The organism is Streptomyces sp. NPDC104307, from assembly GCF_055584045.1.
Window position 1 is genome coordinate 76,057 of sequence record NZ_JBVJMU010000027.1, and the last position, 13,489, is coordinate 89,545.

General features: G+C 69.8%; 13 protein-coding genes and 1 pseudogene. 4 read left to right on the forward strand and 10 right to left on the reverse strand.

Going from position 1 to position 13,489, the window contains the following annotated elements:
• Window positions 1-59: 59 nt before the first annotated feature.
• The 6 genes from ACZ601_RS37900 to ACZ601_RS37925 all read right to left on the reverse strand — a co-directional run bounded on the left by ACZ601_RS37900 (window position 60) and on the right by ACZ601_RS37925 (window position 7,554).
• On the reverse strand, window positions 60-1,211 hold the full coding sequence (locus ACZ601_RS37900; protein ID WP_469546471.1) for an RICIN domain-containing protein: 1,152 nt from the start codon (window positions 1,209-1,211) through the stop codon (window positions 60-62).
• Between the two features lie 183 nt (window positions 1,212-1,394).
• Complete coding sequence (locus ACZ601_RS37905) at window positions 1,395-2,570, reverse strand: Gfo/Idh/MocA family protein (RefSeq protein ID WP_469546476.1); 1,176 nt, start codon at window positions 2,568-2,570, stop codon at window positions 1,395-1,397.
• 70 nt (window positions 2,571-2,640) lie between these two features.
• Window positions 2,641-4,281, reverse strand: coding sequence for a type 2 periplasmic-binding domain-containing protein (locus tag ACZ601_RS37910; protein ID WP_469546478.1), 1,641 nt, complete (start codon window positions 4,279-4,281; stop codon window positions 2,641-2,643).
• 53 nt (window positions 4,282-4,334) lie between these two features.
• The gene (locus ACZ601_RS37915) at window positions 4,335-5,294 is read right to left on the reverse strand and encodes a carbohydrate ABC transporter permease (protein WP_469546481.1); all 960 of its coding nucleotides are present in this window, start codon (window positions 5,292-5,294) and stop codon (window positions 4,335-4,337) included.
• Window positions 5,291-6,301 (reverse strand): ABC transporter permease, encoded by a 1,011-nt coding sequence (locus tag ACZ601_RS37920; RefSeq protein WP_469546487.1) that lies wholly within the window; start codon window positions 6,299-6,301, stop codon window positions 5,291-5,293. Before ACZ601_RS37920 ends, ACZ601_RS37915 begins: the two co-directional genes overlap by 4 nt.
• A 452-nt stretch (window positions 6,302-6,753) precedes the next feature.
• Window positions 6,754-7,554: a DeoR/GlpR family DNA-binding transcription regulator gene (locus ACZ601_RS37925; protein WP_440574887.1), complete on the reverse strand. Its 801-nt coding sequence runs from the start codon at window positions 7,552-7,554 to the stop codon at window positions 6,754-6,756.
• Between the two features lie 184 nt (window positions 7,555-7,738).
• Here ACZ601_RS37925 and ACZ601_RS37930 point away from each other — a divergent pair, with 184 nt between their 5' ends.
• Together ACZ601_RS37930 and ACZ601_RS37935 are read left to right on the forward strand one after the other, a co-directional pair.
• Window positions 7,739-8,623, forward strand: coding sequence for an SIS domain-containing protein (locus ACZ601_RS37930; protein ID WP_469546489.1), 885 nt, complete (start codon window positions 7,739-7,741; stop codon window positions 8,621-8,623).
• A 4-nt stretch (window positions 8,624-8,627) separates the two neighbouring features.
• Window positions 8,628-9,638 (forward strand): acyl-CoA thioester hydrolase/BAAT C-terminal domain-containing protein, encoded by a 1,011-nt coding sequence (locus ACZ601_RS37935; RefSeq protein ID WP_469546492.1) that lies wholly within the window; start codon window positions 8,628-8,630, stop codon window positions 9,636-9,638.
• Here ACZ601_RS37935 and ACZ601_RS37940 read toward each other — a convergent pair.
• Both ACZ601_RS37940 and ACZ601_RS37945 read right to left on the reverse strand, forming a co-directional pair.
• Window positions 9,620-10,174 (reverse strand): hypothetical protein, encoded by a 555-nt coding sequence (locus ACZ601_RS37940; RefSeq protein ID WP_469546494.1) that lies wholly within the window; start codon window positions 10,172-10,174, stop codon window positions 9,620-9,622. The two genes, ACZ601_RS37935 and ACZ601_RS37940, sit on opposite strands and share 19 nt — an antisense overlap.
• 100 nt (window positions 10,175-10,274) lie before the next feature.
• Complete coding sequence (locus tag ACZ601_RS37945) at window positions 10,275-10,964, reverse strand: TetR/AcrR family transcriptional regulator (protein WP_469546497.1); 690 nt, start codon at window positions 10,962-10,964, stop codon at window positions 10,275-10,277.
• 123 nt (window positions 10,965-11,087) lie between these two features.
• Here ACZ601_RS37945 and ACZ601_RS37950 point away from each other — a divergent pair, with 123 nt between their 5' ends.
• Entirely contained in the window at window positions 11,088-12,035 is a 948-nt protein-coding gene (locus ACZ601_RS37950) for an NAD(P)-dependent alcohol dehydrogenase (protein ID WP_469546515.1), read from the forward strand.
• A gap of 27 nt (window positions 12,036-12,062) precedes the next feature.
• Here ACZ601_RS37950 and ACZ601_RS37955 read toward each other — a convergent pair whose 3' ends face one another.
• Together ACZ601_RS37955 and ACZ601_RS37960 are read right to left on the reverse strand one after the other, a co-directional pair.
• Complete coding sequence (locus ACZ601_RS37955) at window positions 12,063-12,464, reverse strand: Zn-ribbon domain-containing OB-fold protein (RefSeq protein ID WP_469546500.1); 402 nt, start codon at window positions 12,462-12,464, stop codon at window positions 12,063-12,065.
• 130 nt (window positions 12,465-12,594) lie between these two features.
• Window positions 12,595-13,299, reverse strand: a complete 705-nt coding sequence (locus ACZ601_RS37960) for a TetR family transcriptional regulator (protein ID WP_440579027.1) — start codon at window positions 13,297-13,299, stop codon at window positions 12,595-12,597.
• 107 nt (window positions 13,300-13,406) lie between these two features.
• Here ACZ601_RS37960 and ACZ601_RS37965 point away from each other — a divergent pair.
• Window positions 13,407-13,489 (forward strand): annotated as a pseudogene (locus ACZ601_RS37965) (electron transfer flavoprotein subunit beta); the annotation flags it as partial.

Below are 13,489 nucleotides of genomic sequence, written 5' to 3' on the forward strand. Positions count from 1 at the left end.
CCCCGGTGCACCGCATCGAAGCGGTGCGCCGGGGACCATGGCCCGGACGTGCCCAGAATTTAGTAGGTGGCGGGAACGCTCCACCGCTGTTCCGCGCCCGCCGCGCAGTTCTGGAGCTTCAGTTCCTTGCCGCTGCCGGTGGCGGCCAGACAACGGCCGGACCCCTTGTTGACGAGGGCGTACGTGGACTCGTCGTACGTCCACTGCCGCGCGGTGTCGGTGACCGCTCCGCCCGTGCCCGTACCGGCGCAGTCGCGCACCCGTACAGCCGCGCCGTTGCCCTTGCCCTCGGGGGTCAGGCAGTAGTCGGACGGCAGCCGCAGCGAGCCGTCGGCGGCGCGCACCCAGGACTGGGTCTTTCGGTCCTTGCAGGCGCGCAGCCCGGCGAGCGCGCCGTCGGCGACACCGCCCTCGGCGGTGAGGCACTTGCCGCCGGGCCCGGTCACCGAGCCCCGTACCGAGTTGCCGACCGCCAGGTTCTGGACGGAGGCACGCTTCGCGGTGTCCGTGCGCGTCATGGACGCACAGGCGTTGCCGTTGTTGGTCGTGGACGCGACCGCGCCGGTGACCGTGCCGCCATTACCGGTCGGCACGCCGAAGCGGGCGTCACTGAACGGCTGGTCGTAGCAGGTGGCGCGGGAGTCGTTCCACTCGAAGTACTCGGTCCAGTCGACCATCCCGGTCGGCGAGATGACCGTGGCGGGCGTCTTGATGCTGCCGAGCTTGTACGAGGCACCCGTGGCGGTGTCCGCGACGGTGGCGCCGAACCAGCCGTCGCCCTCCGCCGCGATCCGGAACGTGTAGCGGTGACCGGCGGTCCAGTCGAGGTGCAGTCGGCAGCTCATCCCCTCGCCCTCGCCGCCGAAGCCCTGGCACCAGCTTCCGGCGGAGCCCGCCTTCGCCTCGGAGACGTCCCAGACCGAGAAGAGGAGCGTGCGCTTCGAGCCCCCGTTGGACTGCATCCCGACGTAGGCGCCGTTGCCCTGGTCGAAACCGAACTGGTGGCTCCAGAACACGTTGGCCCGGTACCCGGGGTCGTGCAGGACGGTGGTGGACCAGCTGACCTCGGTCAGCTCCGGCTCACCGGAGAAGGAGTAGCGCGTGTAGGTGCCGGGGGTCGTCCCGATGTCGTCCGCGGCGTGCGCGGGCGCGGCCGTGCCGACCAGGGCGAGGGCGGCCGCCGCGGCTGTGGTGGCGAGAGCGTGGAACATGTGGCGCAGGGTCACGCGTGGTACCTGCCTCTGATGGAGAGAGTGGGGATCGGTGCTCGTGCGTGCACCACGGGCCTGCCCGGCAAGGAGTGCCGGGCAGGCCCGTGGTGCATGTGGTGCGGTGAAACCCGCCGGACAGGGCCGCCGTGGCACGGCCCTGTCCGGCCTTTCCCGGTCAGATCCTCAGGAGCGGACCTGACCGCGTTCGAAGTACTCGATCAGCTCGGGGTCGAGGGCGGGCACGTCGTACGGCGCACCGCCCTCACGCAGCGAGCGGGTCGCGAGCACACCGGCGGCGACGCTCATCCGGGCGGCGACCGGCGAGGTGTCGGTGACGCCCCCGTCGCGCACGAACCGGCAGAACTCCTCCATGACCCGGACGTCCCCACCGCCGTGCGATCCCTTGGCCTCCGGCACCCGGTAGGTGATGTCGGCGTCCGCGCGGTAGCCGCTGGGGCCGGAGTTCCAGACCTTGACCTCGTCGCCGGGGCTGTCACCGAAGTTCTCCAGCCGTCCCTCGGTGCCGATGACGGTGTAGTTGCGCCAGTAGTCAGGGGTGAAGTGGCACTGCTGGTAGGCGGCGACCACGCCGTTGTCGAGCTGCATGTTCATCACGGAGACGTCCTCGACGTCCACGATGTGGTGCAGGTCCTTGCGGGCGGTCGGCGGCCAGTCGAACTCGCGCAGCCAGTTGTCCGGGCGCGGGGTGTCCGGCTCGCGCCGCGGCAGGTCGCCGTAGACCAGCAGGTCGCCCAGCGCGTTGACGCGCCGGGTGTAGCCGCCGGCCAGCCAGTGCAGCACGTCGATGTCGTGCGCGGCCTTCTGGAGCAGCAGACCGGTGGTCCGGGTCCGGTCGGCGTGCCAGTCCTTGAAGTAGTAGTCGCCGCCGTAGCCCACGAAGTGGCGTACCCAGACGGCCTTGGGCTCACCGATGTCGCCGCGGGCGATGATGTCGCGCATCAGCCGCACGACACCCATGTGCCGCATGTTGTGGCCGACGTAGAGCCGGGACCCGGTCTCGTACGCGGCGCGCAGGACGTTGTCACAGCTCTCGACGGTGATGCCGAGCGGCTTCTCGACGAAGACCGCCTTGCCCGCCCGCAGGGCGTCGATGGCGATGACCTCGTGGGTGTCGTCCGGGGTGGCGACGATGACCGCGTCGATGTCGTCCCGGCCGAGGAGCAGCTTGTAGTCCTCGACCGCGACATCCGTACCGAAGCGCTCGGCCTCGCGGCTGCGCACCTCGGGGTCGAGGTCGCAGACGGCGGTGATCGCCGAACCCTGTCCGGGGTGGTGGGCGGACATCGCGATGGAACGGCGCAGGCCGAGTCCGATGACGCCGAGTCGCAGGTCTGACACGGGGGTCCCTTCTCTGTCTGTACGGGTGGTGCGGGTGGTGCGGACGAGGACCGGCTTCCCGGTCCCTGGACTACTTGCCGGCGAGTGAGGCCTCGAACTCGGCACGCATCTTGTCACCGCCGCCGGAGCGCCACTTGCGCAGCTGCTCCTTGTAGGCGGAGATCGGCTTGCGCCCGGCGATGATGTCCAGCTGGACGTCGGCCATGGCGGTGGTGAGCGAGGGGCTCTTGCTCGTCGACGTGTCCGAGAAGTGCCCGCTCGTCGGGTTGGACTGGCCGATCTTGAGGAGTTCCTGCTGCCAGCCGTGGATCTTTCCGGCCAGCTCCGGCTGTCCGGGCAGGTAGATGTACTCGGGGCCCGCGGCGAGGAAGGCCAGCGGCATCGCCGTGGTCACCGCCTCGGAGTTCCCCTTGGCGGTGAGCTTGACGTCGCCCTTGGCCGTACGGGTGAAGTGCTTGCCCTCGATGCCGTTGTCGAGGAAGAGGCGCTCCTCCGTACCGAAGGGGGCGGCCAGGTAGTCCAGGACGCCCAGCAGCATCTTGACGCGCTTCTCGTCGGCCTTCTTGTTGATGGCGGTGTAGCCGACCGAGCCGTAGCCCATGCTGTATCGCGGTTTGACTCCGGCCCTGGCGGCGAAGGGCGCGATGATGCCGAACGGGAAGTCGTACGTCCTGGCGTCCACCAGGAAGCTGGGGAAGGACTGCACATAGGCGCCGAGCGTGCCCTGCGCCACCTTCTCCATCGTGGTGCTGAGGTTGGGGTCCGGCCAGAAGAGCTTGGCCTTGGCGCACTTGACGGCGAACTCCAGGGCCTCCTGGTATTCGTCCGTCTCGTACATGTGGGTCAGCTTTCCGCCGTCCAGCCGCCAGCCGGTGGTCACCCCGAACCACTGGGCGAAAATGCCGACGTGGTTCACGTACGAAGGTTCCAGGCAGTACTTGTTCCGCTTGGGGTCGATGAGCTCTTTGCCCTTGGCCAGAAAGTCCTCGGCGCTGGTGAACTCCGCGCCGCCGACCGGCTTCCAGTAGTCCTGGTTGACGACGTGCACCTGGCCCATCGAGCCGTAGGCGACGGTGACGCCTCGGATCTTGCCGTTGACGACGGCGGTCTTCCAGGCGGTGGTCGGCAGGTTCGCCAGGTTCGGGTAGTCCTTCACCGCGTCGCCCGAGAGGTACGGGGTCAGGTCGTGGAACTTGGCGTCCAGCAGCTCGGGCACCCGCTGGATGCCCTGGTTCGGCGGGAACCAGACCAGGTCGGGTATGTCGCCGCCGGCCATCATCGCGTTGAACTTCTGGAGATAGGCGTCGACGCCCTGGTCCACCACGATCGTCATGTCGAACCGCGCGCCGAGGCGCTTGTTCAGCTCCTGCCAGTAGGCGTTCTTGGCCTGCGGCGGCGCGGGGGTGGTGAAGGTCTCGGTGAGGGCCGTGATGCGGCTGCCGTCACCGGGCGCCTTGGCCACCGACTTGGTGAGGGCCTTGGGGTAGCGGAGATACGCGGCGTCGAGACCGGCCGCGTTGCCCGCCAGGTCCGCGGGAGCGGTTTTCGCGGGCACGTACGACGGCAGCTTGATCTTGGCCGACGCCTTGGAACCGCCCTTGCTGACCGAGGCACCGCTGCCGCAGGCGCTCAGGGTGGACAGCCCGGCCACGGTCAGGCCGGCGATTCCGGCGGCGCCCATGAATCCGCGCCGGGACAAGTTGGTGGACATGGGGCTCCTTGAAGGGTGTGAAGCGCGTGGCGGCGAAGTAGGCGGTGGGCGGATCAGCCCTTGATCGCCCCGGTGAGGACGCCCTTGACGAAGAACTTCTGCAGGAAGGGGTAGACGCACAGGATGGGCACGATGGCGATGATCAGCACGGCCATCTGCAAGGAGGTGGCCGGCGGTATCGCGTGGACGCCCATGGCCGACGCGTTGATGCTCTGCCCGTTGAGCACGTAACTGCGCAGGATCACCTGGATGGGGAACTTGCTGGAGTCGTTGAGGTAGAGCACCGCGTTGAAGAAGCTGTTCCAGTACCCGACCGCGTAGAACAGGCCGACGACGGCGAGGACCGCCTTGGACAGCGGGAGGACGATCCGGAAGAGGACCTTGATCTCACCGGCGCCGTCGATCCGTGCCGCGTCGTACAGCTCCTCGGGGATGCTCTGGAAGAAGGAGCGGACGACCACGATGTTGAACGCGTTGAGCAGTACGGGGAGGATCAGCGCCGCGTAGGTGTCCAGCATCTTGAACTGCTGGACCGCCAGGTACGTCGGGATGATGCCGGGCGCGAAGAGGAACGTGCCCAGCACCAGCAGCAGGATCGGCTTGGCGAGGACCGTGCCGGGGCGCGAGGTCCCGTAGGCGATCATCACCGTGCACGCCAGGCTGAGCGCGGTACCGATCACCGTGATGAAGATGGAGACCAGCGCGGCCTGCGTGACGATCCCGCCGGAGAGGATGACCCGGTAGGCCTCCAGGGTCGGGTGATGCGGCAGCAGTACGTAACCGCCGTTGGCGTTCAGCTCCTCGCGGCCCGCCAGGCTGGTGCCGATGGCGAGGAGGAACGGGTAGAGCACGATCACGGTCAGGACGATCAGGGCCAGACCCTTGGCGCCCTGTCCGTACCAGTGGGGGCGCTCCATCCACGGCGGCCTGCCGTTGGAGGCGCGCATGCCCCCACCGGTCTTCGGGCCGAACCTGGCACTGCGCAGCCGGGTCGCGACGGACTGCTGACTCATCGGTAGACTCCCTGCTCGCCGAAGCGGTGGGCCAGCTTGTTGGCGGCGAGGATGAGGGCGAATCCGATGACGCCCTTCATCAGACCGGCGGCGGTGCTCATGCCCCAGTCGCCGTCCACGACTCCGTGGAAGTAGACATAGGTGTCCATGACCTCGGAGGCGTCCGGGCCGACGGCGTCACGCTGCAGGATGATCTGCTCGAAGCCGACCGAGAGGATGTCGCCGAGCCGCAGGATCAGCAGCATCAGGATCACCGGCCGGATGCCCGGCAGGGTGATGTGCCAGATCCGGCGGGCCCAGCCGGCGCCGTCCATCGCGGCGGACTCGTACTGGGCCATGTCGATCGAGGCGATGGACGCCAGGAAGATGATCGTGCCCCAGCCGGTGTCCTTCCAGATGGCCTGGGCGGTGATGAGCAGCTTGAAGGTGCCGGGGTCCGTCATCACGTTGCCGATGCTGACGCCGTGCTCCATCAGCAGCGTGGTGACCGAACCCGCGCCGCCCAGCACCTGCTTGAACATGGCCACCACGACGACCCAGGACAGGAAGTGCGGGAGGTACACCACGGTCTGGATGAACCGCTTGATCTTCTCGCTGATCAGCGAGTTGAGCAGCAGTGCCAGGGCGATCGGTGCGGGGAAGTACAGGACCAGCTGGATCGCGGTGATCTGGAGCGTGTTGGAGACCGCGCTCCAGAAGTCCGGTTCGGCGACCAGTGCGGTGAAGTTCGCGAGGCCGACGAACGGACTCTCCTTGAAGCCCAGGAACGGCTGGTAGTCCTGGAAGGCGATGACGTTGCCCGCGAGCGGCAGGTAGAAGAAGAGCGCGAAGAACAGAACACCCGGCAGGCAGAGCAGCAGGAGCGCCCTGTCTCGTTTCAGCCGGTGCCGGAGCGGCTGCCGTATTCGGTTCTTCTTGGGCTTCTTCCCGGCGGGCAGGTCGGCGCCGTCCGGGTCGCGGGGCTGGGGCACGGACTGCCGCGCTGCTGTGACCGGCACATCTGCCATCGTCACAGGCACCTCCAGGGCTGATGGAGCGAGAGAACGTCCCGCATACGTGGAGGCGGGCCGCGTCCCGGAGGGGGCGGCCGCTGCTCCTTCACGGCGACAGGCACATAGTTCACGACAGCGCACCCGGATGGCAAGAGTTGTCCATTTCACAGAGGTAACGAACATCTATCGACATCCAAAAACCACGACACGCAGCACGTCGGCACGCCCCCGTGGATCGAAATATGCACAGAAGAGGCGCAAGACGGCCGCGAAGCGACCGCAACCGACGCTGTCAACCCATCAAATCCGGCCTGCGCATGCTTGGTTGTGATCGATCATGCACATGTAAGTGCATGATCGATCACTCCCGGAGGCGGTCCAGGGCACGCAAAACGGCGGGCCGCCCGCACCCTTCGGGTGGGACGGCCCGGACTGATTCAGACGGATTCAGACGGTTTCAGGCGGGTTCAGACGGCGATCACGGTGACGCCGGCCTCGGTGAAACGGGCCGTTGCCTCGGCCGGGATCCCCTTGTCGGTGACCAGGAAGTCGATCAGCCCGAGGTCGAAGACCCGGGCGAAGGCCCGCTTGCCGATCTTCGAGGAGTCGGCCGCCACCACCACCCGCTGGGCCTGCTGGGCGAGCAGCCGGTTGATGCTGGCCTCGCCCTCGTGGTGGACGTACGCACCACGTTCGGTGTCGATGGCGTTGACACCCAGCACGGCGACATCCAGCGTGATCTCACCGAGTACGCCACTGGCCAGCGGGCCCGTCAGCTCGTACGACTGCGGCCTGGCCACCCCGCCGGTCACCACGATCTTTATCTGCGGCCGGATCACCAGCTCGTTGGCGATGTTGAGGGCGTTGGTGACCACGGTCAGGGTCGGCTGCCCCGACGCCCCCGCGGCGGCGTCCCCCACCAGGTCGGAGCGCACGGCGAGCGCGCGGGCCACCTCGGTGATGGTGGTGCCGCCGGTCAGCCCCACCACTTCGCCGACCGCCACCAGTTCGGCCACGGCGCGGCCGATGGCCTGCTTCTCCGGGGCGTTGCGTCCCGTCTTGTAACGCAGCGCCAGCTCGTAGCTGACACCGTGCGCGACCGCGCCGCCGCGCGTACGGGTGAGCAGTTGCTGCTCAGCGAGCTGGTCCAGATCTCGACGGATGGTCGCCGCCGAGACATCCAGCACCTTCGCGGCGTCCTCGACGTCCACCCGGCCATGCTTGCCTACGAGCTCCAGCAGTGAGTTCCACCGGGTATCCCTGGACACGTGCACTCTCCTCACAGGTCCGGCCGCGTGCACCCATCCCCTTGGGCGCCATCACCGGACTCGCGCAAGCGTCGCACAAGGCCCTCGCGAGTCAAGCCACCTGCAAGGAAAATGCTTGATAATGCTTGCACGTCCCGTATATCGTGCGTTTACGAGCATCCCATCACCAGTACGGAGTGCAAAAGTGTCATTTGTCGAGATCGAGACAGCCAGTCAGCCGGACTGCTGGCGTCGCGCCGCGGATCTGGCGCAGAGCCAGGCTGCCGTACTGCCCGCGTCCGGTGAGCGCATCGCCGTGGTGGGCTGCGGCACCTCGTTCTACATGGCTCAGGCGTACGCCTCGCTCCGTGAGGACTCCGGCCAGGGCGAGACCGATGCCTTCGCCGCCTCGGAGTTCCCGTTCGGCCGCCGCTACGACCGGGTCGTGGCCCTCAGCCGTTCCGGCACCACGACCGAGGTGCTCGAACTCCTCGACCGGCTGCGCGGTGTCACCCCGACGGTGGCCATCACCGGCGACCCGCAGACCCCGGTGATGACGTCCGCGGACGCGGTCGTGGTGCTCGACTTCGCCGACGAGCAGTCCGTCGTGCAGACCCGCTTCGCGACCACGCTGCTGACCCTGCTCCGCGCCCACCTCGGTCTGCACACCGACGCCGTGGTCCGCGACGCGGAGACCGCGCTGGCCGAACCGCTGCCCGAAGGGCTCCTGGACTGCACCCAGTTCACCTTCCTCGGCCGAGGCTGGACGGCCGGTCTCGCCAACGAGGCCGCGCTGAAGATGAAGGAGGCCTCGCTGTCCTGGACGGAGTCGTACGCCGCGATGGAGTACCGCCACGGCCCCATCAGCATCGCCACAGAGGGCACCGCGACCTGGATGTTCGGCACCGCGCCCGAGGGCCTGCGCGAGCAGGTCGAGGGGACCGGCGCCCGCTGGGTGGAGAGCGGTCTGGACCCGCTGGCCGAGCTGGTCCGCGTCCAGCGCCTGGCCATCGCCCGCGCCGCCGCCCGCGGCCTGGACCCGGACAGCCCGCGCCACCTCACCCGTTCCGTGGTGCTGGCCGACGCCTGAGTCTGTGCCGGACATCGTCGAGAGCAGTGTGCGCGCTTCGGGCGGGCGCGGCGCGGATCCCTGGACAGGTTTCCGCGCCGCGCCCGCCCGAGGCAGTGACGCCGGGGTGCTCGTGCTCTCGGGGTCCAGCGGGCGGGTCGAGGAGGAGCGGTGCCGACTGCTGGCCCGGGAGGGCTTGGCCGCCCTCTCGATCCGCTGGTTCGGCGGCCCCGGACAGCCGCCGGGCATCTGTGAAGTCCCGCTGGAGACCTTCGTGTCGGCGCTCGACCGGCTCCGCGCGGAGGGGGCCCGGCGCATCAGCGTCCTGGGGGTCTCCAAGGGCGCGGAGGCCGCACTGCACCTGTCCGTGCTCCAGCCCGGCATCGACGCCGTGGTGGCGCTCTCCCCCACCTCGCTGACCTGGGCCAACATCGGCCCCGGCCGGGACGGTTCGGCGACGCCCCACCGGTCCTCCTGGACCTGGCGGGGGCAGCCGCTGCCGTTCGTTCCCTACGACACCGGCTGGACGGCCGCCGAGCCGGCGGGCGCCCCGGTCTCGGTCCTCGGCTGGTACGAACAGAGCGTGCGGGCCCACCCCGACCTGGTCGCCGCCGCGGCCATCCCGGTGGAGAGGTCGGCGGCCGAACTCGTGCTGGTCGCGGGCGGGGACGACCTGATGTGGCCCTCGCTCCGGTACGCGCGGGAGCTGGCCGCCCGGCGGCGGGCAGCAGGGCTCCCCGTCCGGCTGGTCAGCCGGGCGGACGCGGGACACCGGCCGCGGCTGCCCGGCGAGGGGGCCGTGCCCGCCTCCGGCACCTTCCGGCATGGCGGCTCACCGGCGGCCGACGCGTCGCTCGGAGCAGCCGCCTGGCCGCACATCCGCCGCGCGCTCCTCGGCCCGCGGCGTCCCGGGACGGGCCCGGCCGCGCGGTCCGCCACCGGTCAGGACCGCGCGCCGGCCGCCGGTCAGGACCCCTGGTCGTCCGCCGCCGGTCAGGACCCCGCGTCGGCCGCCGGTCAGGACTCCTCGAAGTAGGCGTCCAGGACCGCGTCGAAGCCTTCCGTCCACTCCTTGAGGCTGCTCCTGGCCGCCGCCTCGACCTCGGCGTTGAACCACCGCATGCTCGACATGTGGACCGTGACCGTGAACCGGCGACCGAACCGGGCCGGCTTCAGCTCCACCGCGCCGATCTCGTCCCAGCGGAAGTCGGCCTCCTGGTCGTCCAGCGTGAACCGGACGCCCGCACGGTCCGCGGTGATCGAGCCGCGGCGGTCGCTCACCTCGAACGCGGGACCGTCCCCGCCCGTGTTCGCCTTCTCGTCCTCGTCCTCCTCGTCGTCCGCCGCCTCCGCGACGGCCTCGCCGTCGGATTCCGCTTCCCCGGACGCGGCCTCCGCCTCGGCGGGCGCGGCGTCCTCGGGTACGGCGTCCTCGGGTACGGGCTCCTCGGTCCGCTCCGGCTCCTCGTCCGCCTTTCCGGTGGCTCGGGGGGCCGTGAGACCAGGGATGTACGCCGGGTCTGTCCCTGCGGCGTACGCGGGCTGAGTGTTGGGATCTATGCGCTGCTCCACGGCGGGCAGTATGGCCGACGAACCTGTACGGGGCCAGTAAGACCGTGTTCACCCGCCCGGTTCGGGGCTCTGCGCGGGCGGACGAGCGGGCCGGGCGCTGTCACGGGCCGGGCGGAAGCCGGTGCACGCGGTTCAGTTCCAGCGGGGCGGGCGGCGGGAGCGGTGCGGCGTGTTCGGCCCGGAAGGACTGGAGCAGGTAGCCGGTGAGCCGCCGGGACGCGGCCGCCGAGACCTCCGGGGAGTCTCCGGCGACGCCGTTGTTCGCCAGCAGCAGGAGCGTGACGTCCCTGGGGTCGAAGTCGGCGCGGAGCTGCCCCGACTCCTGCGCGCGCCGCACCAGTCGGGCGATGTCCTCCGCTGCGCGGACGTGCTGTCCATCGAGGTCCACGGCGTCGGGGAACCGGGAGAGGAACGCGGCGGTGAAGCCCCGGTCGGTGGCCTGCATCGCGCACACCTTCTCGATGAGCGAGCAGAAGCCGCGCCAGGGGTCGGGGTCCCGCAGCGCCGCGTCGAGTGCCGCGACGCACGAATCGAGCTGCTCGGAGAACGCCTCCGTGATGAGCGCGGCGCGCGTGGGGAAGCGCCGGTAGAGCGTGGCGACCCCGACACCGGCCCGGCGGGCGATCGTCGTGACGGGCACGTCGATGCCGTGGGCCGCGTAGGCCTCCCTGGCCGCTTCGAGGATGCGCTCACGGTTGTGCCGGGCGTCGGCCCGCAGTCCGGCCGGGGCGGCGGACGCGGAGGTTTCACCGGCCGTGGTGGGGCGCTTCCGAGAGGGCTGAGCAGGCATGTCTCTCACTTTGCGGTAAGTGGAAGGTGTCATCCACTTAGCCTGTTAGCTTGAGGAGAAGGAAGCGGAAACTTCATTCCGCTTGCGGTTCCCGAGGCAGAGCAGGACAGACACGTGGACGAGATGCGCGCGGCCCTCTTCGACCGGTACGGCCCTCCGGAGGTGCTGTATGTGGGCAAGGTGCCCGTGCCGGACGTCAGGCCCGGCGAGGTACTGGTCCGCGTCCGGGCGGTCGGGCTCAACGGCGGTGAGCTGTACGGCCGGGCCGGAAAGGTACGCCTGGTGACGGGGCGCCGTTTCCCCCAGCGCACCGGGATCGACTTCGCGGGCGAGATCGCCGCGCTGGGCCCGTCCGTGACCGGCGTGCGGGTGGGCGAGCAGGTGTGGGGTGTGCTGCCGAGGCGGATGGGCAGCGCGGCGGAGTACGTCGCCGTCACCGCGCGGAACATCTCGCCCGCCCCGGCGAACCTGACGCCAGAACAGGCCGTGTCCCTGCTGGCCGGCGGCACGACGAGCCTGACCGCGCTGACCGACAAGGCCGCGCTCAGGCCCGGTGAACGGCTTCTGGTGCGCGGGGGCAGCGGTGGGGTCGGCAGCATCGGGGTCCAGGTCGGCAAGATGCTCGGCGCCCGTGTCACCGCTCTCGCGGGGGCGAAGAACCTCGACTTCGTCCGCGGCCTGGGAGCCGAAGAGGCCTTCGACTACCGGACGACCGGCCCCGCCGAACTGGGCGCCTTCGACGTCGTCCTGGACACGGTCGGCACCCGGCACCGCGACTTCCGGAAGCTGTTGGCCCCCGGCGGGCGCATGGTGGCCGTGTCCTTCGACATCGAGCACACCTTCCGCTCCCTCTCCTACCTCCTCGCCTCGGCCCGCCACGGCTCCGGGCGCGTGCGGTTCTTCAGCGGCAACCCGGACACCGAACTGCTCACCCGGCTGGCCCGGTACGCGGAGGACGGCGGCATCCGCCCTGTCGTGGACACCGTCCGCCCCCTCGCGGAGATCGCCGACGCCCACCGCGCCCTCGAAGCGGGCGGCGTACGCGGCAAGCACGTCCTGCGGGTCGGGTGAACCGCCGTCGGCCGGACCGCCTCCGCGTCAGTACCAGCCGGCCGTGAGGGGCGGGTCGCACAGTTCGAGGACCACCTCGCCCGCCTCTGAGGTCGCGCCGCCCACGGGCCGGACCCGGTCACCGACGCTCACCAGGTGGGGCGCCGCGCCCACGATCCGGCACCGGTACACAAAACCCTCCGGGAACCGGACCAGCGACTCGTTCCGCATCACCCGCGAATAGCGGTTCACGACGCTGGACCGTACGACGACGCCGTGACCGTCGCTGCGTTCCGGTTCGAGATCGCTCGACGCGCAGACGGGGCACAGCAGTTTGCGGAACGAAGCGGTGCCGCACCATCGGCACAGCTGGTAGACCAGCCCCTCCACGGTATGCGGATCCGCCGTGTCGCAGGCCGTCCGCCCCCCATCGGTTCCGGTACTGAACACGTCTCGGCCTCCCGCGCTCGACTGGGTGCGCCGCACCGCCGGCGACGGCACACCGGCACCGTATGGCACTTAGTGCCAGCACGTAAAGGTACTGAGTGCCGAAAGTTACCGAAGCCCCTCCGCCGGCCCCTCAGTCCTGGCCGAGAGCGGACTCGATGCGCTGCACCACCCGCCACATGGGGGCGCCCTTCGACGCGACCATCACGATCACCTCGTCCTCCGCAGCGGTCACGGCGGGCCGCGCGGACGCCCGCCCCCACACCGTGCGGACGAGTTCGAGCGCCCGGTCCACCTCGGCGCCCGCATCGCCCTGGCCGCCCGAACGCAGCCAGGACCGGAGGCCGTTGTTGTGCGCCGCGACCACGGAGGCGGCGATCACCTCGGCGCGCAGCGCGGCCTCCCTGCCGCCGTCGCCGCGCCGCTCCAGATATCCGGCGAGGGTCCTTTCGTAGCGGCGCACGACGGAGAGTTCATAGGTGCGCAGTCCGGGCACCTCCCGGGTGAGCCGGTAGCGCTGCACGGAGAACTCCGGGTTCACGGCGTACATCCGCAGGACGAGCCGGGCCGCGTCACACACCGTGTCCACCGGATCTCCGTCACCGGCGGCGTCCAGGAACGCGGTCATGTCCGCGAGACACCGCTCGTGATCGGGGAAGACCGCGTCCTCCTTCGACGGGAAGTAGCGGAAGAAGGAACGCCGCCCCACCCCCGCCCTGGCGACGATGTCGTCCACCGTGGTCCGCTCGAACCCGCGCTCCATGAAGAGCCCGAAGGCAGCCTCCGCGAGCACGTCACGCATGGGCGGCTTCTTGGCCGGTCCGCGGTCATCGGTCATGGCGGAAACGTAGCACCAGAAGCAGCCTTCCGGCACTGCGTACCTTTACTCAGGGTACTGAGTGCCATAGAGTCGGATCACGAACCGCATCAGTGAGGAGAGCCGGCGTGAGCTTGAGGATCGTTGTCTGTGTGAAGTACGTGCCCGACGCGACCGGTGACCGGCATTTCGCCGATGACCTGACGTTGGA